This window comes from Pseudomonas sp. PAMC25584 (genome assembly GCF_058135675.1).
Window position 1 is genome coordinate 1,858,745 of sequence record NZ_CM176870.1, and the last position, 18,284, is coordinate 1,877,028.

18 protein-coding genes are annotated in these 18,284 nt (G+C 60.7%); 9 read left to right on the forward strand and 9 right to left on the reverse strand.

Annotation, left to right across the window (positions count from 1 at the left end; genetic code table 11):
- Positions 1-7: 7 nt before the first annotated feature.
- Positions 8-697: a response regulator gene (locus ACS5Q8_RS08605; RefSeq protein ID WP_276197156.1), complete on the forward strand. Its 690-nt coding sequence runs from the start codon at positions 8-10 to the stop codon at positions 695-697.
- Between the two features lie 68 nt (positions 698-765).
- Here ACS5Q8_RS08605 and ACS5Q8_RS08610 read toward each other — a convergent pair whose 3' ends face one another.
- Positions 766-1,803 carry a patatin-like phospholipase family protein gene (locus ACS5Q8_RS08610; protein ID WP_177033360.1) on the reverse strand — a complete coding sequence of 346 codons (1,038 nt, stop codon included), beginning with the start codon at positions 1,801-1,803 and terminating at the stop codon, positions 766-768.
- A 217-nt stretch (positions 1,804-2,020) separates the two neighbouring features.
- Between ACS5Q8_RS08610 and ACS5Q8_RS08615 the strand changes: the two genes are divergently transcribed.
- The 3 genes from ACS5Q8_RS08615 (at position 2,021) to ACS5Q8_RS08625 (ending at position 4,032) form a co-directional block, all read left to right on the forward strand.
- Entirely contained in the window at positions 2,021-2,299 is a 279-nt protein-coding gene (locus ACS5Q8_RS08615) for a hypothetical protein (protein ID WP_177033358.1), read from the forward strand.
- Between the two features lie 83 nt (positions 2,300-2,382).
- On the forward strand, positions 2,383-3,144 hold the full coding sequence (locus ACS5Q8_RS08620) for a CHAD domain-containing protein (protein WP_443694761.1): 762 nt from the start codon (positions 2,383-2,385) through the stop codon (positions 3,142-3,144).
- Between the two features lie 90 nt (positions 3,145-3,234).
- Positions 3,235-4,032: an acyl-CoA thioesterase gene (locus ACS5Q8_RS08625; protein WP_443694762.1), complete on the forward strand. Its 798-nt coding sequence runs from the start codon at positions 3,235-3,237 to the stop codon at positions 4,030-4,032.
- Between the two features lie 3 nt (positions 4,033-4,035).
- Here ACS5Q8_RS08625 and ACS5Q8_RS08630 read toward each other — a convergent pair whose 3' ends face one another.
- The 3 genes from ACS5Q8_RS08630 to ACS5Q8_RS08640 form a co-directional block, all read right to left on the reverse strand.
- On the reverse strand, positions 4,036-4,398 hold the full coding sequence (locus ACS5Q8_RS08630) for an Mpo1-like protein (protein ID WP_443694764.1): 363 nt from the start codon (positions 4,396-4,398) through the stop codon (positions 4,036-4,038).
- 109 nt (positions 4,399-4,507) lie between these two features.
- On the reverse strand, positions 4,508-5,989 hold the full coding sequence (locus ACS5Q8_RS08635) for a methyl-accepting chemotaxis protein (protein ID WP_276197159.1): 1,482 nt from the start codon (positions 5,987-5,989) through the stop codon (positions 4,508-4,510).
- Between the two features lie 96 nt (positions 5,990-6,085).
- On the reverse strand, positions 6,086-6,892 hold the full coding sequence (locus ACS5Q8_RS08640; RefSeq protein ID WP_276197160.1) for a TatD family hydrolase: 807 nt from the start codon (positions 6,890-6,892) through the stop codon (positions 6,086-6,088).
- 236 nt (positions 6,893-7,128) lie between these two features.
- Between ACS5Q8_RS08640 and ACS5Q8_RS08645 the strand changes: the two genes are divergently transcribed.
- From ACS5Q8_RS08645 to ACS5Q8_RS08655, 3 genes are all read left to right on the forward strand, one after another.
- Positions 7,129-8,556: an MltF family protein gene (locus tag ACS5Q8_RS08645; RefSeq protein WP_276197161.1), complete on the forward strand. Its 1,428-nt coding sequence runs from the start codon at positions 7,129-7,131 to the stop codon at positions 8,554-8,556.
- A gap of 103 nt (positions 8,557-8,659) precedes the next feature.
- The gene (locus ACS5Q8_RS08650) at positions 8,660-9,094 is read left to right on the forward strand and encodes a DoxX family protein (protein WP_276197162.1); all 435 of its coding nucleotides are present in this window, start codon (positions 8,660-8,662) and stop codon (positions 9,092-9,094) included.
- Between the two features lie 260 nt (positions 9,095-9,354).
- Positions 9,355-9,663, forward strand: coding sequence for a class I SAM-dependent methyltransferase (locus ACS5Q8_RS08655; protein ID WP_276197163.1), 309 nt, complete (start codon positions 9,355-9,357; stop codon positions 9,661-9,663).
- A 4-nt stretch (positions 9,664-9,667) separates the two neighbouring features.
- Here ACS5Q8_RS08655 and ACS5Q8_RS08660 read toward each other — a convergent pair whose 3' ends face one another.
- From ACS5Q8_RS08660 to ACS5Q8_RS08670, 3 genes are read right to left on the reverse strand one after another with little or no spacing between them, the layout of a single operon-like run.
- Positions 9,668-11,359, reverse strand: coding sequence for a Gldg family protein (locus ACS5Q8_RS08660; RefSeq protein ID WP_276197164.1), 1,692 nt, complete (start codon positions 11,357-11,359; stop codon positions 9,668-9,670).
- A 15-nt stretch (positions 11,360-11,374) separates the two neighbouring features.
- Complete coding sequence (locus tag ACS5Q8_RS08665) at positions 11,375-12,100, reverse strand: ABC-2 transporter permease (protein ID WP_276197165.1); 726 nt, start codon at positions 12,098-12,100, stop codon at positions 11,375-11,377.
- Positions 12,097-13,023: an ABC transporter ATP-binding protein gene (locus ACS5Q8_RS08670; RefSeq protein WP_276197166.1), complete on the reverse strand. Its 927-nt coding sequence runs from the start codon at positions 13,021-13,023 to the stop codon at positions 12,097-12,099. The genes ACS5Q8_RS08665 and ACS5Q8_RS08670 overlap by 4 nt, the downstream gene beginning before the upstream one ends.
- 257 nt (positions 13,024-13,280) lie before the next feature.
- Here ACS5Q8_RS08670 and ACS5Q8_RS08675 point away from each other — a divergent pair, with 257 nt between their 5' ends.
- Together ACS5Q8_RS08675 and greB are read left to right on the forward strand one after the other, a co-directional pair.
- Entirely contained in the window at positions 13,281-14,444 is a 1,164-nt protein-coding gene (locus tag ACS5Q8_RS08675) for a hypothetical protein (RefSeq protein WP_276197167.1), read from the forward strand.
- A 125-nt stretch (positions 14,445-14,569) separates the two neighbouring features.
- The gene (gene greB, locus ACS5Q8_RS08680; RefSeq protein WP_177033332.1) at positions 14,570-15,043 is read left to right on the forward strand and encodes a transcription elongation factor GreB; all 474 of its coding nucleotides are present in this window, start codon (positions 14,570-14,572) and stop codon (positions 15,041-15,043) included.
- Between the two features lie 44 nt (positions 15,044-15,087).
- On the opposite strand, the gene ACS5Q8_RS08685 is transcribed toward greB, so the two are convergent.
- Positions 15,088-17,598, reverse strand: a complete 2,511-nt coding sequence (locus ACS5Q8_RS08685) for an ABC transporter permease (RefSeq protein WP_276197168.1) — start codon at positions 17,596-17,598, stop codon at positions 15,088-15,090.
- Complete coding sequence (locus tag ACS5Q8_RS08690) at positions 17,598-18,281, reverse strand: ABC transporter ATP-binding protein (protein WP_010176179.1); 684 nt, start codon at positions 18,279-18,281, stop codon at positions 17,598-17,600. Before ACS5Q8_RS08690 ends, ACS5Q8_RS08685 begins: the two co-directional genes overlap by 1 nt.
- Positions 18,282-18,284: the final 3 nt, after the last annotated feature.

Sequence of the window (18,284 nt, forward strand, 5' to 3'; positions counted from 1 at the left end):
GGACACCATGAGCCAGACCGCGACGATTTTGGTCATTGACGACGAACCGCAGATCCGCAAATTCCTGCGCATCAGCCTGGCCTCCCAGGGCTACAAAGTGATCGAGGCCGGCAGCGGCAACGAAGGCCTGGCCCAGGCCGCCTTGAGCAAGCCGGATCTGCTGGTACTCGACCTCGGCCTGCCGGACATGGACGGCCAGCAGGTGCTGCGCGAGTTTCGTGAGTGGTCGACGGTGCCGGTGCTGGTGCTGTCGGTGCGCGCCAGCGAGGTGCAGAAGGTCGAAGCGCTGGATGGGGGGGCGAACGATTACGTCACCAAACCCTTTGGCATCCAGGAGTTTCTCGCCCGCGTGCGCGCCTTGCTGCGCCAGGCGCCAGCGGGGGAGGCCCAGGAAGCGGCGCTGTGTTTCGGCCCGCTGACAGTCGACCTGGCGTATCGCCGGGTGCTGCTGGACGGCATCGAAGTGGCGCTGACCCGCAAGGAGTACGCGGTGCTGGCGCAATTGGCGCGTCATCCGGGGCGGGTGATTACCCAGCAGCAATTGCTCAAGGATATCTGGGGGCCGACCCATACCGAGGACAGCCACTACCTGCGCATCGTGGTGGGCCACCTGCGCCAGAAGCTGGCGGATGATCCGACCCAGCCGCGTTTTATCGTGACCGAGGCGGGGGTGGGGTATCGGTTGTTGGGGGCTTAAGGCCTGATGGATTTTCGTTGGCTGTCAGGGCCTCATCGGGGGCAAGTCGAATCGTCGCACCGCCAATCTCAGTGCTGCTCACTTTCATACCGATCCAACGTATCACTGGCAATCTCGCGCCCCAGGGCGATCAATTCTGGCGCCTTGTAGAACTCGAAAAACCGGCACACCCGCTTCGGCACGTTGATCAGGACGTCCGGCGGGTAGCCGGCGATCTTGTACTGCGCCAGCGATGTCTGCATCACCTCGAAGCTCTGGTTGATCAGGTCCAGCAACGATGCCGGGCCGACGTTATCGATGATGAACGAACCGGTCGCTGACTTCGGCGCCCCGGCGGTTTCCGGTGCGGCGGCGGGTTGTTGGGCTTCGGGTTCGGCCGACTCCAGCCACGGGTTGATCTCGGCCGCGTGGGCCTGCAAGGCTTCCTGTTCGAGCTTCATCAACTGCTCGGCCTGTTTGCGGCGAAACGGCAAGTGCGAACCCAGCGACTTCGCCAAGCTGTTGAAGCGGCTCTTGAACGCCGGCGGACGCTGGATCACCGGCAAGTGATAGTGCTTCTGGTTGGTCGCGTTGAGGTTGACCGCAATGATCAAGTCGCAATGGCTCGACACCACCGGCACGATCGGCAGCGGGTTGAGCAGGCCGCCGTCCACCAGCATGCGGTTGCCTTGCATCACCGGGGTGAACAGGCTCGGAATCGCCGCCGAGGCGCGCATGGCCTGGTGCAGGCAGCCTTCCTGGAACCAGATTTCCTGCTGGTTGGTGAGGTCGGTGGCCACGGCGGTGTAGGGGATGCGCAGCTCTTCGATGTTGATTTCGCCGACGATCTTGCGGATCTGCCCGAAGACCTTCTCACCGCGAATCGCACCCAGGCGAAAGCTCACATCGACCAGGCGTAATACGTCGAGGTAATCCAGGCTTTCGATCCAGTTCCGATACTCGTCGAGTTTACCGGCGGCGTAGATTCCGCCCACCACCGCGCCCATGGAACAGCCGGCGATACAGGCGATGTCGTAGCCGCGCCGTTCGATTTCCTCGATCACCCCGATATGGGCGTAGCCCCTAGCTCCACCGGAGCCCAGCACCAAGGCAACACGCTTCTTCATGGTCGATGTCCTTCGTTAAGCAGGCGCCCACAATGCACCCAATGAGGGGGCGGCTTCAATCTTCGCGCAACCGCGCAATATTTTTCCAGAATAACGGCCGCGCTCGGGTATGCTCTGGCAATAGGCGCTTCTGATTTCAGGTAGTGGACAAGGCACTTTTCTTTGTAGGCAACGTCTACAGAATCCGACTGTTTTTCTTTATTTTGAGGTGTCATCGATGAAAGCCTGGATGTGTGTGCCTGTGATCATGTTGGCTCTGGCCGGTTGTGCCGGGAAAAGCGCCTATCGCGACAGCTGCGGCAGCCAACTGGACGCCGCGTGGAAAGAACTGGACTTGGCCAAGGCCGAAGGCTTTGCCGGTACCGTGAGCTACTCCAAGGCCTTGTCCCTGCTGACCGGCGCCAAGACCCAGCAGCAATTCGAAGCCTTTGAAGGCTGTGCCAACAAAGCCGAAAAGGCGCGTTTCTATATTCGTGAGTCTCGCGCCGGCCGCTGATTCGTAGCCGTTGCCGAGTGCAATGAGGCTGCGTCACAGGTCTTGAGTGATGCAGGGATTATTCGTCGTCAGTGGAGTAAAGCATGTCAGCTTTGGTAGATCAGTTAGTCGCTCAGGTCATCGGCCTGGAAGTTGGGTTACTGAGCTGCCAGGCTCGGCTCGCCGCCGTCACCGACGATGAGGCCCTGCATGATTTGCGCACCACCGTGCGGCGCCTGCGCAGCCTATTGCGGCCTTTGCGCGGGTTGCCGGGCGTCGAACAACTCGAATTGGCCGCCCGCACCGTCGGCCAATTGACCACGCCGTTGCGTGATCGTGAAGTGCTGGCCGCGTATCTGCTCCAGCATGGTCACCCTGCCGCCGCCGACCGTCGCCTGCGTCTGCAACCCGATGCCTATCGCCACGTCGCGCAGGGCCCGGAATTGGCCCACCTGCTGCAAATCCTCGATGCATTCCCGCGTTTTATCCGTGCGTCGCAACACCAGAAATTGCTCAAGGGCCTGCGCCTGCGTATCGAGAAACGCCTGGTCAAGCAATGGCGCAAACTCGATGACGCCCTGCAGGACCCAAGCCACGATCGCCATCGTCTGCGTTTGTTGATCAAGCGCGTGCGCTACGCCGCCGAAGCCTACCCCGAGCTGGACAAACTCCCGGCCAAGGCCATGTCGCGCTTGAAAGAAGCCCAAGGCGCCCTGGGCGATTGGCATGATTGCTGGCAGTGGCTGGTCCAGGCTGAACATCAAGCCGATCTGCAGCCGTGTGTCACGGTATGGCGTCGCACCATGGCCCAGGCCGAAGGCGAGGCGGATCGGGTGCTGGACAAACTCAGCGAGGATTGTTTCTGAACCGGTCCGGTTTTTGGCCGGAATAGGCGCTGTACCTGGCGGGCACGCTGGTTAAGATCGCACCTCTGGTCTTTTTGATGTGAGGTCGCCATGCGCTTTAGTGATTTGCTCGACGCCGCCCGTAGCCACCCTCAGGCGGTCACCATCCCCGCCGAATGGGCACAGGGCCGCGCGAGCTTTGGTGGCCTGGTGGCCGCATTGCAATACGAGGCGCTGCGTGCCCAAGTCCCCGCCGACCGGCCTTTGCGCTCGTTGGCAATCACCTTCGTCGGCCCGGTAGCACCGGGTGTGCCCGCCAGTTACCAAGTCGAAGTGTTGCGCGAAGGCAAGGCCGTCAGTCAATTGCTTGGCCGGGTGGTGCAGAACGGCGAAGTGGCGACCCTGGTCCAGGCCAGTTTCGGTGCCTCCCGTGAGTCGCAAGTCGTGGTGGCGAGCGAACCGCCGCCGACCTTCAAACACTGGGAGGAATGCCAGGAGCTGCCTTACATCCAGGGCGTCACCCCGGAGTTCATGCGGCACCTGGCGATGCGCTGGAGTGTCGGCGGCTTGCCGTTTACCGGCAACACCTCCCGCGACATGGGCGGTTGGGTGCGGTTGCGCGGCGATGTGAAAGAAGAGCCGCTGACCGAGTCGCACATCCTCGCCCTGGTGGATGCCTGGCCGCCGGCCGTGCTGCCGCACCTTAGAAAGCCCGCGCCGGGCAGCACGCTGACCTGGACCATCGAGTTTATCCAGCCGCTGCAAGACCTGAGCACACTTGACTGGTGCCAGTACCACGTCACCATCGAACACGCCCGCGACGGCTACGGCCATGCCGTCGCCGCGCTATGGAGCCCGGCCGGCGAGTTGATCGCCATCAGCCGCCAGACCGTGGTGGTCTTCGCCTGACCCTCAGTGCTGGTGGCGCTTACGCCAGGCGCGCCACCAGCCACCGCTCAACACAAAGCGCGGGAAGGTCACGAACTGCTCGACCACCAGGCGTTGGACCGCATCTTTGCTATCACTGAAGGGTTCACTGGCCTGGGCTTCCAGGTTGTGGCCATGCCGCTGCAGCGCAAGGCCGGCCAGGATACCGACAACGCCCACGGCCAAACTGGCCAGGCTCAGGCTGAACACCCCGGAAACGACCAACAGAAACCCGATGATAAACAGCGGCACCGCGATCATGTGCAACGCCAGGTTGGTCGGGTGCTGGTGGTTTTGCGGGTACTGACGCCATTGCCAGGCGGGGAGATTGGGATGACGTTTGCCCATGATGGTGAATCCTCTGTCCGTTGAAACAACTTGAACAGAGTTTAGGTCGGGTAGGGTGGCGCGGCGAATCAAGGCTGGCTATGGGGGTCATAGCCTCGCCTTGTATTGCTTATAGCTTCAACTGCCCGATCGCTTTGCTTAGCTCCCCGGCCAACGTGGCCAGTTCATTGCTGGTGGTTGCGGAATCGACAGTTTGTTGCACGGTGTTTTCGGTCACATCACGAATACTCACGACTGCGCGGTTCATCTCTTCGGCGACATGGCTCTGTTGCTCGGCGGCGACGGCGATCTGGGTGTTGCTTTCGCGCATCTGCGCCACGGCGCCGGTGATTTCCGCCAGTGCGGCGCCCGCTTCCTGGGCTTGTTGCACGCAGTCGTCGGCCTTGAACGAGCTTTCCTGCATGAAGTCCACCGCATCGCGGGTGCCGGCTTGCAGCGCCGAGACCATGTGGGTGATTTCGTCGGTGGAGGTTTGCACGCGCTTGGCCAGGTTGCGCACTTCGTCGGCGACCACCGCGAAACCGCGGCCCATTTCCCCGGCGCGGGCGGCCTCGATGGCGGCGTTAAGCGCGAGTAAGTTGGTCTGTTCGGCGATGCTGTGGATCACGCTGACCACACTGTTGATTTTCTGGCTGTCTTCGGCCAGTTTCTGGATCATTTCGGCGGTCTGTTGCACGCCGCTGGACAGCCCGGCGATCGAACGTTGCACCCGGTCTACCACTTCGCGGCCGCTGCCGGCGAGGGTGTCGGCGGTCTGGGACAAATCGCGAGTGGCGCCGGCGTGCTGGGCGATGTGGTAGACAGTGGCCGTCATCTCGTTGATGGCAGTGGCGGCCTGGTCGGTTTCGCTTTGCTGGCCGAGCATGCCGTGCTGCACCTCGTTCATGCTGCTGGCCAGCCGTGCGGCGCCTTCATCCAACTGCTTGGCGGTGCGGGCCACGGTGTTGACCACCCGCTGGTAGCCGGCTTGCATGGCGTTGAACGCGCTGGCCATCTGGCCGACTTCATCTTTGCAGGCCAGTGGGACACGCGCCGACAGGTCGCCGGTTTTCTCGACATGCAGCATCACGTCCTTGAGGGTGTTGAGTTGGCTGAGCAGGAAGCGGATCAGCAACTGCGACGCGCAGAGCATTGCCAGCATCAGGATCAGCACCGCTACGGCGTAGTGGGTGAAGCGTTCACTGAACACCTGGCTCAGGCTTGGCGCGTAAGCGAGCACTGCGATCTGTTGCCCGTCGGCGCGGGCGACCACTTCAGCGCCCATCAACGGGTTTTCGCCGAACAATGGCAGGTGATTGAGTTCGACCCAGCCGCTGGCACTGCTCAGGTCTGACAGATCTAGATCGGCCAACTGTGGGACTTGACCACGGGCAAACGTCAGCCAAGCCTCACCCTTGGGCAACGCCTTGTCGGTCGGCCAGGCGCTGAGCAAGCGCGCCTGAGCTTGTGCAGAGGTCTGGGACGCCTGGCTGCGCGACTGCTGTTCGAGATGCACGGCGTATAACACCAACAGCAGCGTGGTGATAAAAGCGACCGCATTGACGGCCCAGAATTTGTACTTCAGCGAGATATTGCTAAGCCAGGCACCCATGGAAGGTTTTCTCTGATCGCGGAAACAGCATTGGCAAGGTGCCATTATTGTGCCGTTACTCAGAAAAGTCACTTTGATATGGGTCAATGCGTCGCATCAAACCACGATGGGCAGCCCGAAAAAGGCGCGGGCGCAGGCGGTGCTGTGTTGGGCCAGGTCTTCCAGGCTTTCGTTGCGGTGCAGGGCAACTTCGCGCAGCACCTCCGGCAGGTAGGCCGGTTCATTGCGGCCGTTTTTCGGCTTGGGCCGCAGGGTGCGCGGCAGTAGGTAAGGCGCATCGCTTTCCAACATCAGGCGGCCCCGAGGAATTTCCCTGACCAGTGGATGCAGGTGCGTCCCACGGCGCTCGTCGCAGATCCAACCGGTGATGCCGATGTGCAAGTCAAGGTCGAGGTAGCTGAACAGCGCCTGCTGCTCGCCCGTGAAGCAATGCACCACGGCGGCGGACAAGTGATCACGGTAATCCTTGAGGATCTCCAGCAGGCGCTGGTTGGCGTCGCGTTCGTGGAGAAATACCGGCAGTTTCAGTTCGACGGCCAGGGCCAGGTGTTCTTCGAGGACTTTTTCCTGCTGCGGGCGCGGGGAAAAATCGCGGTTGAAATCCAGCCCGCATTCGCCCACTGCACGCACGCGGCTGTCGTTGAGCAAACCGCGTAAGCGTTGGGCGCTGTCGCCGTTCCAGTCGCTGGCGGAGTGGGGGTGGATGCCGGCGGTGCAGAACAGCCGTTGGCCGCTTTCATCGAGTTTTTCGCACAATTGCAGGGCCTGTTCGCTGCCGTCGACACGGGTGCCGGTGAGCACCAATTGTTGCACGCCGGCGGCATAGGCGCGCTCGAGAACGGCCTGGTGCTTCTCGTCGAAACTTGGGTTTGTCAGGTTGACGCCGATATCAATGAGTTGCATGGTGCTATCTCCGCCTGCGGACGGAAAGCATATCAGAGCTGTAGATTTATAAGAAAAACCTAGAACTACAACGAGTTATAGCTGTCTTTGAACGTCGCAAGCGACATTGTGGTGGGTCTATCGCCTGCCCTGGTGCCGCCGTTGCGTGCTTTGTCAGCGCATAAAGCGCTCTGTTTCTGACCTCCAGTCCCTCGTTTTTCGCGAAGGTGCTGGCCAGTATTCTTTCCGGAGAGCGGATGATCCGACCCTCGGCGTTACTTATGTTGTGCCTGACGTTATTGCTGCCCATGGCGGCGGTCGCGCGGCTGGACGGGCCGCTGGAAGTGACCAAGCCGAGCAAGGTCCGCGACCTGGCCGAGATTCGCTCCAGTCGTACCCTGCGCGTACTGGTCAACCAGAGCCGCAACAGTTCCGGTGAAATTCAGGGCCAGGCCATTGGTGTCGAATACCATCGCCTGCGTGCGTTCGAGCAGTACCTCAACGACCAAGCCCGCGATGGCCAGAACATCAATCTCAAGATCATCCCCAAGGCCAAGGGGCAACTGCTCGGCGCGCTGGCGCGTGGCGAAGGCGACTTGGTGGCTCCCGGAGAATTGCTGGAAGTAAAGGCCGCGCACAAGATCAGCGCGAGCGACCCGATCGCCAGTGGCGTGCCGTTATGGCTGGTGGGGGTCAAGGGTGAGCGGCGGTTTACCAAGTTGGAGCAGCTATCCGGGCGCACCCTGGCGCTGACCACCGGCAGCGCGGCGGCGGATGCGATCAATCAGGTCAACCAGAAGCTGGCCCTGCACAAGCAGCCGCCAATAAAGGTGGAATGGGTCGACCCGAGCCTGGCGGTGGAGGATGTGCTGGAGATGGTCCAGGCCGGCATCTTTCACCTGACCATTGTCGAGAAGCCCATCGCTGAACGTTGGTCGAAGATCCTGCCCAAACTGCGCTTCGACAAACAGGTGGCGATCAATGAGCCGGGCGAAGAGTACTGGTTCGTGCGGCAGGACGCCGCGATGCTGCGGGCAAGTATTGATCGCTTTCTCAAGACCTACCGCACGCCCTCCGACCAGGACGTGGCGTTTCAGCGCATTTATCGACGCCTTTACCAAGTGCGCAACCCGCTGGCCCGCATCGACCGCCAGCGCCTCGAGAAACTGCGTCCGGTCCTGCAAAAACATGCGCGCGAGCAAGGCATGGATTGGTTGAACCTCGCTGCGCTGGCCTTCAAAGAGTCCGCCCTCGACCCAGGTACGCGCAGCAGCGGTGGGCCGACCGGCCTGATGCAGATCACACCTTCGGCCGCGCAGCGGGTGGGCGTGAACAATATCGAGAATCTCGACAGCAATGTGCAGGCGAGCGCGCGTTACCTGTCGATGATCCGCCGCAAGTTTTTCGCCAGCCCCAAGCTCAACGAGCGCGAGCGCATGGCTTTCGTGCTGGCCGCCTACAACATGGGGCCGGAACGCGTGCAAGGCATGCGTACTGAAGCCAAGCGCCGTGGGCTTAATCCCAATCAGTGGTTCTTCCAGGTGGAGCGCATTGCCATGGAGCAGGTGGGGATGAGCGCCGTCAGCTATGTGAATAGCGTCAATAAGTACTACCTGGCGTTTGATCGGGAACGGGACTCCCTGGAGCCTTCGGCGTTGGAGCCGAAAATCGCCTCACGCAAGTGATCGATTTTATTGATATTAATCAGGCGATTTTTCGGCTTTTATCATTGTATAAACTGATTAATATAGCGGCCAACCAACCCCTACTTTGAAAAGGATTATCACCATGAGCCCACTGATCAAAAGCATCCTGTCCACCCGCGCCGGCTATGGCCTGACCGTTCTGCGCATTGTTGTCGGTATCATCTTCGCCGCCCACGGTTCGCAAAAACTCTTTGGCTGGTTTGGCGGCTACGGCCTGGCGGGCACCGCGCAGTGGATGGAAAGCATTGGCCTGGCGCCGGGCACCTTGATGGCCTTGTTGTCGGGCGGTACCGAGTTCTTCGCCGGCCTGGCCCTGATCATCGGTCTGCTGGCGCGCCCTGCGGCATTGGGCCTGACTTTTCTGTCGCTGGTGGCGATCTTCTCGGTGCATATCCATAACGGTCTGTTCATGGCGAACAACGGTTATGAGTTCGCCCTGGCCTTGCTCGGCGGCTCCCTGGCCGTCCTGTTCGAAGGTGCTGGCAAACTGTCTGCCGACCGCGCCATCGCCAACTGATCGCCCTGTATCCCCTGGAGAAGGCCCGCCATGCGCGGGCCTTTTCGTTGCGCGGGATTCTTGACACCGCCCCATCGGCTTCTCTAGGATGTTGGTTATGCGCCGATTTAAACAGCTAATTGCGGGGCGCCACTGGGACTCGATGCAGCCCGACAGAAGCCAGCTCTGACTGAAGACGCAGGCTTCGAAATACCGCTAAAGCGCTGGTTCGGTGTTGCCTCTCACCTGCCCGCAGACTTTTGAGGCAGAGACACGACACGATGAATGCACCACACCCCCTCATACGCCTGGCCCCGATCACTGCGGACCTGAATCAACGCAATCCAAGAATTCTCCTCGGCGGCAAGCACCAGCCGACGCTGTTGCGTTACCTGGATGGTTGGCCGCGGCGTGGCGGGCGGCCTTCGGCGTTCCTGATCCAGTTTGTCGAAGATGGCGATTCCCTGGGGCGCTTTGCCAGCAACAGCTTTGACCTTGCGGTGATCCAGGCGCCCAGCGCCAGAGATGCTGCCGAGGTGATTCATCAACTGACGCGCATTGCCCGGCAAGGCTTGATCGCGCGGCGCTGAGCCCTCAATAGAACGCCGACGGTGGCACCGGACAACGACGGCGACGCCATTGAAATAGCCCCCAGGCAATCAGGCCCAGCAGTGCCGGCAACGGCACAATCACCAGCAGTTTTATGTTGCGCTCCAGGCGCTGCACCGGCGCGTGAAGGGCGTTTTTCAGCGCATGCAGTTCCATCGGTAAACGCAGGCGCTCTTTGTTGAGCGCTTGCAACTGGGTGTTGGTATCGACAGCCTCGGTGCCCAGGGTCGTGCCCTCAGGGTTGAGGCGCTGCCATTCCTTTTCCGTTTGTACCAGGCGCCGTTCCAGCTCGGTGGCCTGATCCTGGTAGGCGCGCTCGGCAGCCTCGCGGCGCTTCTCCAGCAGGTTCAATGAGTGGCCCGCCACTGCACGCGGGCGAATATTCGCAAGGGCCTGCGGTGCTGCGAGGTTATCCAGAGTGTTTACTACAAACAGTTTGTTAGCGTTTTGCGCGGAACCGCTGGGTGGCTCGCTCAACATATCCGTATCGGCCACCACTACCACTTGGATCTGCGTCGCCTTCTGCCGCCCCGGCGGCTGCCCGCCAAATCCGTCAGCAAACGCTGAATAGGCTGGCCCTTCGAGTCGGGCAGCGATCACATGACGCTCGCCACGCGTGGGGAACGCGCTGTCTACGGCGCTTGAATCCAGCAGTAACGACTGTCTGGAACTGCGCAGCAGTGGCGTGAAGGTGGCCCGGCTTTTATCCAGGGAGAACAGGGCGCCGCTGTTCGACACGGTCACCGTGTCCAGCTTCCAGGTGCTGACATCATCGGTATTCATCGCTTGGCGTGGCAGGGTGAAGGTGGCCGGTTGATGTTCCGATGGGGCATAGGTGCGGTCGACCAGTACCTTATTGCTCGGCATGCTGACCCCCCAGCCGGCGAGTAACCCGTCTAGTCTGGTCGCCGAGGGTGTTGCCTTTGAGTCGCCTTTACCGAGGGGGTCGATAAACATCAGCAGTTTGCCGCCGTTCAGGACGAATTGGTCAATCGCGTACAGCGTTTTCTCCGGCAGCTCGCGGGGGTTTATGAGCATCAGGGTTTTGATCCGCGAGGGGACATGATCTGCAGTCGGCTCCAACTCCAGTAGGTCGAAATGTCGGTGCAATTCCAGCACCAACGGTTCGATGGACGCGTCTGCCGGTAACCCGGATAACAGTCCAATGACCGCAGGCTCGGGATGCAGCAACTGGGTGATCAGGTGGCTGATTTCATACTCCAGCAACGGTTCGTTCTCTGGGTTGAACGATTCGATGCGTTGTGCGGCTTGGCCCTCCCGCGTGCCGATAAGACCGAAGAATCCCGGTTGATCGCGTAGTCCATATAATCCTGCTTTGTAGGCATCCTCTGAAAAGGGAGCAGGATCGATAATGTGCAGATTGATCCTGCCGTTTGCTGCGTGTTCGAAAGCCCTCAGTTTTTCTTCAACGCGTTTAGCATAGTGTTTCAGGATGCTGCTTTTTTGTGCCGGTAGGCTTGAATTGAAATAGTAGAAGTCCAGTGGGCTTTCCAGTGTGGTGAGTAAGTGCACTACCTCGGGTGACAATGTGTTGGTTTTTTGTTGAGAAAAATCCTGGCGTAGATCGGGAAATTTGACTGCCCATACCAAGTTGAATGCGAGGAACAAAAGCAGTATGACGCTAAGTGTCATGCCGGTGCGCAATGGATATCGCATCGAGAGTGTTCCTTCTCAGCTGTTCTTGTAGTTGAGGATTGCGGTCGTCGCAGCAAGAAAAGCTATGATCATGCTGATGAAATACGCGCAGTCCTGAAAGGTAAGTGTCCCGTGGTCAATCAGGCCAAAACGTAGGAGTGGGCTGAGAGACGTCAAACTATCGATGATCCAGATGGGCGCTTGACGCTCAAGTGCATCCAACACCGAAGACACACCGCTGGCCAATAACAGCAAGCTCAGCGTCAATATGAAAATGGCCAGGCGTTGGCGGGTCAGTGCGCAAATAAAAACACCGACCGATAGATAGCTCCCGGCTAATAACCAACTGGACAGAAATTGTGAGGCAATGACCGCGTTGTCCGCAGTGCCGAGCAAGTTGACAACTGTCACGATGGGAAATGTCAGCAATAGTGCCAGGCCCGCCACGACCCAGGCAGCGAGGAATTTTCCAATAACCAGTTCCGCGGGCCTGACAGGCAGGGTTTTCATGAAATCGCCAAAGCCGGTCTCGTTCTCATCCGCCCAAAGTTGAGTCGACAGGGCAGGGATCAGTAACAGGTACAACCAAGGGTGCCATTGAAAAAAGCCCTGCAAGTCGCTGCTGCTTCGCTCCAGCAATGGGCTTGTGTGCAATCCCAGTAAGGCGGACAGCACCAGGAATAGCGCAATGCTCAGGTAGGTGGCAGGTGCCGATAGATAGCTGGCAAGCTGGCGTTTGAAAACAGGTGGCAGCAGGTTCAATGGGATGCCTCCTGGCTCAGGTGGTGAACGACATCGTTCAGGCGACCTGGCTCCAGATTCAGTGAGTGTATTTCCCAGCGCCGGTTGGCAATCAATGCGCAGATGGCGGGGTAGATGGAGTGTCCCGGCATGGCGAGAACGGTCACCGTGCCTGGACCGTGCCGGTCTTCTTCGATACCTGCCACGCCGGGCAGCACGGCGAGTGCCAACAAATCCAGGGCCGACTTCGCCGCCAGGGTGACCGCCCGGAAGTGCCGGGAGCTGCGCTGTAGCTCGGGCATTGGGGTGTCCGCCAGCAGGCGACCGCCGCCAATGACCAGGGCACGGGTGCAGACGCCGGCCAGTGCTTCGCAATCGCGTGAGGCGACGATAATCGTCATCTCGTCGGCCAATGACTGGATAAGCGTGCTGATCTTCCCTTGCTGATGGGGCGCCAAGCCTTCGCCGGGTTCGTCCAGCAGTAGCACGTCGGGGTCGTGCAGCAGGGCTTGGGCAAATGCGACTTTGCGTTTCAGGCCTGGCGGAAGCGTGTTGATCGGGTAACCGAGGACTGGCCAGAGTTCGAGTCGGCTGGCGGCGCGATCCACCCGCCTGCGCTTCTCCGCGCCCTGGAATCCACGAACGGTGGCGATGAAGCTGAGCAAGTTCTTGACTGACAGGGTCGGGTGGTTGACGCCGGATTCGGGTTGATAGCCTATTGCCTTGCGTGCCTGATACCCATGGGTTTGTGTATCCAGCCCCAAAATCCGCACCTGCCCCGAGGAGGGCTGGGTGGCGCCGGCGATCATCTTCAAAAGTGTAGTTTTACCTGCCCCCTCCAATCCAAATAACCCAAGGCACTCTTGGCGTTTGGCAGAAAATGAGACATCGTTGATTACACTCTTTTTGTTCAAGTATTTTGTGAGGTTGCTTATCTCGATCATTATGCTTTTCTATTCGGTGGGTAAGGCAAGAAGAATGAAGAGGCAAGCGCCTTTATTGAGTGATACAGGGCTCGGGTTTAAAAATGGTACGTTCAATGCATCGTGCTTGGAAGCACTGAAGTATATTAATAAGAGAAGTCCTACGTTCAGTCGATTAGCGCGCTGAAACAATCGTTGAGTGATAAATGCATGTTGATGGTCGGATGTTTATCTGATGTTTATATATGCTTTGCTTGTTGTTATGAGGCCCGATTACTATGATGCTTCTACGTACCCTAGTTCTTGAACGCTCGGGTGAGGATACGCCGGTCAACGGCGCTCTGCTCTGTGGTTTTGCTATACCCCAGATCGCGTCGAACTTTCTTGTGTACAGTCTGGATGAAGAAATAGAGCCGGGTAGTTCCCGGGTATATGTCGCAGCATTACGTAGGAAAGTTGAACGGTACTTCTTGGGCGGGGTGGATGCTCAGGAAGATCTGCAAGTTGCGATGCGGGTATTTAAACAAATACTGACCCTGGCGGCGTCCGGTACCAAATCGGGGAGTGTAGGTGACGGCCAGGTTCCTTATCATTTTGTCGATTTGAAAGGCTGCAAGTTGCCGCCCGCCAGGCCCGAAGATCATCATTCAATGAACATCAAGAAAGCCTTGGTGATGAAGGTGATTACCTTGGGGACGTCTTCCCCAGCGTCAGAGGCTATTGAAAGTCCTACGCTGATTGTCCCGTCCATTCGTTTTTCTTCTCGAATGGTCTCGGCTCCCAAAGTGACGAAGGAGCCTGAAAAGGTCTCGCCCGTGATGATCCAGGGGCCGGCTCAACCTCCGCAGCAGGCGCCAGAGGTCTTGGCGCCAAATGAATCGCTGGCCGTTGTGGTTGCACCCAGTGCGCCGCCGGCATTGAGCGAACAGGCGGAGCAAAATTCGCTGTTCGAGGTGGATAGCACCTTGACCAACCTCGCGCGCGTCGCCCAGGAACTGACCCAGCAAAAACTCGCGATGCAAAAGCGCGAAGAGGTGCTTGAGCAGCGCCAGGTTCAGCTGCAGCAAGGGCTGGCGGAGCTTGAGCAAAAACGCCAGGAGCTGACCCGTCGGATGGCGCAGGAGGAGGGCGCCCTGCAGTTGCAGGCTCAGGCGCTGGAGGGGCGTGAGGCACAGTTGGCAAATGCCTTGGGTGCGCAGCAGCAAGGGCAGCGCCAAATGGATGAACGCGCCCGCGTCCTGGAGGAGCGGGTCACTCAAGTCGAGGTGCAAGAATTACGGGCGCGCCAGAAGGGTGAGACGTTGGCGGCGTTGCTCGTGCAGTTACCTGGGTTGCGCCAGAATGTGCAGGCCGTCCTCTTTGAACTCGACCAGGCGTTGGACGGCCTGGCGAGAAATGAGCCGTTTCAACCCAGCAGCGATCTTGGTGCAATCCACTTGTGATGCGAGGCGTCGGCGGGTCTGGCTACTTTCGCCCGTTCATTTATCATCACTCTCTGTTCGTCGACGCCGGGCCTTCAAGCTGCGGCGTATTGGAATCAATGGACATTGCCTGGGGATGCACGCGTTTGAGTACCAAGCTGATTACCAAAGAAGGTCATGAAGCGCTGAAGAAGGAGTTGGATTACCTGTGGCGCGAAAAGCGTCCGGACACCACGCGCAAGGTGACTTGGGCCGCCTCCCTGGGGGATCGCAGCGAGAACGCGGACTACCAGTACAACAAGAAGCTGCTGCGTGAGATTGATCGGCGGGTACGCTACCTGCGCAAGCGTCTGGAAGACATGCGCGTGGTGGAGTACATGCCCGAGCAGGAGGGGCGGGTATTTTTCGGTGCCTGGGTCGATATTGAAAACGAGCAGGGCGAGACCAAGCGTTTTCGTATCGTCGGCTATGACGAGATCTATGAGCGGATGGACTACATCTCCATCGACTCACCGATGGCACGGGCGCTGTTGCGCAAGCAAGTCGACGACGAGGCCATCGTGCAGACACCAAACGGCGAGGTGTGCTGGTGGATCACCGGTATCGAGTATGTGAAATAGGCAATCATGGCCCGCAGTCTTTGAAGCTGCGGGCCATCGTCCTTTCAACCTTCGCGCAATACCGTCAGCGGGCTGGCATTCAGCGCGCGGCGCGTCCCGAATACCCCGGCACCGCCGATCAGCACCGCACCGATCACCGGCAGCAGTAGCAACCACACGTGCGGGTGCCAGGCCAGGTCAAAGGCGTAGCGGTACAGCACCCATGTCACCAGCTCGGTACCCAGCGCTGCGAGCAAACCGCTGACCGCGCCCAGCAGGCCGAACTCGATGCGTCGGGCCTTTACCAGCAGCTTGCGCTCGGCGCCCAGCGCCCGCAGCAGCGCACCTTGGCGAATGCGCTCATCCAGGGTGGCCTGCAGGCCGGAAAACAGCACCGCCATCCCTGCCGCCAGCACAAATAGCAGCACATATTCCACCGCCAGCGTCACTTGGGCGAGGATGCTGCGCAGTTGCTCCAGCAGGGCCTCGACCTGCAGGATCGTGGCCGCCGGGAATGCCCGGGACAGGTCGACGATCTGCCGGTCATGGCCGGGGGCTAGATAGAAGCTGGTCAAGTAGGTGGCTGGCAGGTCTTTCAAGGTGCCAGGCTGGAAAATCATGAAGAAGTTGGGCTGGAAGTTATCCCAATTGATGGTGCGCAGGCTGGTGACCCGAGCTTCACGATTTTCGCCCGCCACCGTGAACACCAGATGGTCGTCGAGCTTGAGTTTCAGGCTTTCGGCGACCTTGGCTTCCACCGACACGCCCGGTATTTCATCACCCGGTTGCTGCGCCCACCAAGTCCCCGCAGTCAGGGCATTGCCCGGCGGCAGGTCGGCGGCCCAGGTCAGGCTCAGGTCGCGCTGTACCGCACGGTCGCCACTGGAGTCCTTGCTGACAATCTCCTGCACCGGCTCGCCGTTGACGCTGATCAGCCGGCCGGGCACCACTGGATACAGCGGCGCCGATTGCGCCTGCAGCTCGAGCAGGCGAGCACCAAAGGCGTCTTTGTCGGCGGGCAGGATATTCAGCGCAAAGTAGTTGGGCGCATCCTTGGGCAACTGGTTTTGCCAGGTGTCCAGCAATTCGCCGCGCAGCAGGGCGATCAAACCCATGGACAGCAGGATCAAGCCGAACGCCAGGGACTGGCCTGCCGCCGCCAGCGGGTGGCGCAGCAATTGGCCCAGGCCCAGGCGCCAGGGTAGGGACGCCCGGGCCAGCAGGCGGCGTAGGCTCTGCAACAGCAGCAGGAGCAGGCCACCGAGAATCAAGGCCGCGACCACGCCGCCGCCGAGCAGGGCGAAGGTCAGCACCAGGTCGAGGCTCAGGCGCCACATGATCAGGCCCAGGGCAAGCAGCGCCGCGCCGTAGACCATCCAGGTGCTGGACGGGATGGGCAGCAGGTCGCGTCGCAGTACGCGCAGCGGTGGTACGCGGCCCAGTGCCGCCAACGGCGGCAGGGCGAAACCGGCAAGGGCCACCAGCCCGGTGCCGATCCCGGCAATGGCCGGCAGTAGCCCACCGGGTGGTACGTCCGCCGGCAGCAGGTCGTGCAGGAAATAGAACAGGCCAAATTGCGCGAGCCAGCCGAGCAGGGCGCCGGCCAGGCTCGCCAACAGGCCGAGTACGCTGAGTTGCAGGCTGAACAACAGCATGGTTTCACGCCGCGATAAACCCAGGCAGCGCAACAGCGCACTGGCATCAAAGCGTCGGCTGGCGAAACGGTTGGCGGACAGCGCCACGGCCACACCGGCCAGCAGCACCGCCACCAGGCTGGCCATGTTCAGGTAGCGCTCGGCCTTGCCCAGGGCGCCGCCGATCTGCTGGTTGCCATCCCGGGAATCCTGCAGGCGCTGGTTGGCCGCGAGGCCCGGCTTGACCAGGTCGCGATAGGTTTGCAGTGCCGTACTGGCTGGGGCCCCGCGCCACAGTTCGCGGTAGCTGACGCGACTGCCAGGCTGGACCACGCCGGTGGCGTCGAGGTCGGCCAGGTTGATCATCACCCTTGGCGTGAGGCTGTAGAAATTGCCGGCGCGGTCCGGTTCATAGGTCAGCACGCGCGTCAGGCGCAGGGGCTTCATGCCCACGTCGATGCTGTCACCCACTTTCAGGTCGAGTGCCGTGAGCAGCCGCGCCTCCACCCAGGCTTCGCCGGGTTTCGGGCCGCCGCCTGGGGTTTCGTCACCGAACGGCGCGGCTGCGCTTTTCAGTTCGCCGCGCAACGGGTACTGCTCGTTGACCGCCTTGATGCTGGACAGCTGGATGCCGTTATCGGTGGCGATAACGCTGGAGAACTCGACGACGCGCGCGTGATCCAGGCCCAGTTCGGTCCCGGACCTGATTTGCTCGGGGCGCGCGGGTGAGCTGCCCTCGAGCACCAGGTCGGCGCCGAGAAACTCGGTGGCGCGCAACAGCATGGCGCCATTCAGGCGCGCGCCGAAGTAGCCGATGGCGGTGCTGGAGGCGACGGCCACTAGCAGGGCGAAGAACAACACGCGCAATTCGCCGGCGCGGGCATCGCGCAGCAATTGGCGCATGGCAAGGCTGAACAGGCGCAGCAGCGGCAAACGTGCCATCAAGGCTCCAGGGGCGCGACCATCAGGCCGGCTTCAAGGCGGATCAGGCGTCGGCAACGGTGGGCCAGGCGCTCATCGTGAGTGACCAGGACCAGTGTCGTGCCGCTTTCTTTATTCAGTTCAAACAGCAGGTCGCTGATGCGCTCGCCGGTATGGCTGTCGAGGTTGCCGGTGGGTTCATCGGCAAACAGCACGTCAGGTTCGGCGGCAAATGCGCGGGCGATCGCCACCCGCTGTTGCTCACCCCCGGAGAGTTGGCGTGGCGAGTGGGTCAGGCGTTGGCCCAGGCCGACCCGTTCGAGCAGGTGCCTGGCACGTTCGCGGGCGTCTTTGCGGCCGTCCAGTTCCAGCGGCAGCATGACGTTTTCCAGCGCGTTGAGGCTGTCGAGCAGTTGGAATGACTGGAAGACGAAGCCCACGTGTTCGGCGCGTATGCGTGCGCGCTGGTCTTCGTCGAGGGTGCTCAGGGCTTGCCCCGCGAGCGTGACTTCGCCACTGCTGGGCAGGTCGAGGCCGGCCAACAGGCCAAGGAGGGTGGATTTACCGGAACCGGAGGCACCGACGATAGCCAGGCTATCGCCCTTGTTCAGTTCCAGGCTCAGTTCGTGCAGGATAGTCAGTTCACCTTCCGCGCTGGGAACCACTTTGCTAAGGTTCCGCGCGGTGAGAATGCTTGCGCCCATGGA